This is a genomic window from Micrococcales bacterium (assembly GCA_009784895.1).
GTDB lineage: Bacteria > Actinomycetota > Actinomycetes > Actinomycetales > WQXJ01 > WQXJ01.
Genome location: WQXJ01000107.1, coordinates 1 through 2,689 on the forward strand (window position 1 = coordinate 1; position 2,689 = coordinate 2,689).

At 61.3% G+C, this 2,689-nt stretch carries 2 protein-coding genes; both read right to left on the reverse strand.

The features are described from left to right. The coding region (locus tag FWD29_10195; GenBank protein MCL2804299.1) for an ATP-binding protein at positions 1-1,223 on the reverse strand (1,223 nt) is incomplete at its 3' end. Between the two features lie 364 nt (positions 1,224-1,587). Then, the coding region (gene purB / locus FWD29_10200; protein ID MCL2804300.1) for an adenylosuccinate lyase at positions 1,588-2,689 on the reverse strand (1,102 nt) is incomplete at its 5' end.

The following is a 2,689-nucleotide window of genomic DNA, read 5'->3' on the forward strand; positions in this document are numbered from 1 at the left end:
CCGCTAATTGGCATAGCCCAGAGCCTGTCGCCCAGAGGAATGGTCTGAGTCCCCGAGTAGACGACCATGCCAGCCTTGAAACGCTCCCCAGCTAGACCGCGCAGTTTCTCCAGGGCGCGCCGGTCCGACAGGGAAGGGGTGGCAGAGGCTTTGACTTCTATCCCAACCACGTCGCCCGCCCTTGACTCGAGAACCAGATCCACCTCGTCCAGACCAGCCCGGTAGTGATAGACGCGAGCATCGACCGAAGAGGCTGCCGCCTGCTTGATCATCTCCATCACCACGAAGTTCTCAAGCGCCTTGCCTGTGATCTGGTCATCTCGACCGATCCGGCTTTGGTCGGCACCAAGTAGGTGCAGCAACATGGCTGTGTCAGTCAGGTGCAGCCTGGGTGAATGCACCTCACGGGCGGCCAACCCCGGCCGCCAGGCAGGCACGCGGCGCAGCAAAAAGACTGTCTCAAGCAGCTCCACATAGCTCTTCACTGTCACCTGGCTGATGCCTAAGCGTGACGCCAGGCTGGCGTAGTTGACCAACCCCGATGCTTGCGCAGCGGCCAGCCTGATTAGCCGTGGCATCTCTTCTAGCTTCAGTGCGTCCGAGACGTCGCGCAAGTCCTTGTCCAAAGAGGAATCGAGGTAGTCACGTAGCCAACGGTCACGGCGCTGGCCCTCGCGGCGTATGGCTTCTGGGAATCCACCTTGAGCAACCTGAGCCGCGAAAGCCCCCGGCCCAATCACGGCGCCTGCGACCATGGGCGGCGTGCCGGCGAAGAGCGCATCGACCAGGTTGGAGCCTCGGTGTATCTCCGCCTGAGCCAAAGGCCAGAGGGTGATGATCTCCATTCTGCCCGTCAAGGAATCTTTGATCTTGCGGTTTGTCCGGACGTTTGAAGAGCCGGTCAATATGAACTGCCCGGGAGCATTGTCTTGGTCGACGGCTTGCTTGACCGCCAGAAGCAGATCGGGTGCCCTCTGGACCTCATCCAACACTGCTGGACGTGGCAACCCGGCTAAGAATCCAGTCGGATCGGCCAAGGCCGCATCTCTACTCGCCTTGTTGTCCAGAGTCACTATGGGCGGCAAAGCCATCTCGAGGGCGCATTCGGTGACAAGTGTGCTCTTCCCGACCTGTCGCGCTCCCATGACAAACACGACCCTAGTGTCGCCCATTGCCTCGATAACCTGCTGTTTGGCCCAGCGTTCGACCAGTTCTTTAGCCATTGGCTGCCAGAGTTGCGCGGTGCTGATAACCTGCGCCCCTCTGTCTCCTCATCTGCCTGCGCCTTAGTGGTTCCACGGTCCAGAAGCCTAACGTATCGGTGCAAATCTAAAAAGTCAGGCGCGTAAATCTAAAAAGAAGCGAGCGTAGATCTACAATCAAGACTGCGTAATTTCACAGACCTGAGGGCGAAAATTGGTGTAGACCATCAAGCCGTCCAACGGAATAGGTGAATGCCGGATCCCACCCTGTTCCAGCCAACCTAGGGCTGAGAGGCGCAACCAGCAGGTGCCGGGTGCCCCAGCACAATTGCATGCCGCAGTCACTGTGATGTCACTGCGGGAACCGCAGGCCGGTGGGGCGGCATTAGAGATAGCGGCGGACCAACTCAGCTGCCAAGCCGGTGTAGGTCTGGGGAGTCAACCCCTCAAGGCGAGCGACGGCATCGTCCGGCAAACCCAGCGTGGCCACAAACTGATGGATCTGCTCCAACGAGACCCGTTGGCCGCGGGTCAGCTCCTTGAGGCGCTCGTAGGGGTCGGCCATGCCTGGTGTGCCAGCCAAGCCGGCGGCCCGCATGACCGACTGGATCGGCTCGGCCAACACCTCCGGGTTAGCCTCCAGGTCAGCCAGCATGGCTGCCGGGTCAACCGCGAGGCCAGCCAAGCCGCGCCGCAGGTTGTCAATGGCCAGCAGTGAGTGCCCAAAGGCCACGCCAATGTTGCGCTGGGTGGTGGAGTCGGTCAGGTCGCGCTGCAGGCGAGAGGTGGTCAAGGTGGCGGCCAGCGTGTCGAACAAGGCTGCCGAGATTTCCAGGTTGGCCTCGGCGTTCTCGAAGCGAATCGGGTTGACCTTGTGCGGCATGGTGGAAGACCCCACTGTGCCCTGGCCTCGAACCTGTACAAAGTAACCGTAAGAAATGTACGTCCACATGTCGGTTGCCAGATTGTGCGCCACCCGGCCAAACCGGGCCACATCGGCGTACAGCTCAGCCTGCCAATCATGGGATTCGATTTGGGTGGTCAGCGGGTTCCAGGTCAAGCCCAGGTGTTCCACAAAGCTCTGGGAGACGGCTGGCCAATCGGTCCCCGGCACGGCCACTTGGCAGGCACCGTAGGTGCCGGTGGCGCCATCGAGCTTGCCCAGGTACTGGTCGCCACCAATCCGTTCAAGCTGACGCCTGAGGCGCCTGGCCATGACGGCCAACTCCTTGCCCAAGGTGGTGGGGGTGGCAGGCTGGCCGTGGGTCCGGCTCAACATGGGTTGACCGGCCTGAGCCTTGGCTAGCTCCGTCAATTGATCCACCAAGGCGGTGGCGGCCGGCAGCCAAACCTGGCTGACCGCCCCCTTGACCATCAAGCCATAAGACAGTGAATTGACGTCTTCCGAGGTCAGCCCGAAGTGAATGACGGCCTCAAGGCCGCTCAGGCAGGTCGGTTCCCCCAAGGCCTCAGGAGCCTCGGCAAAG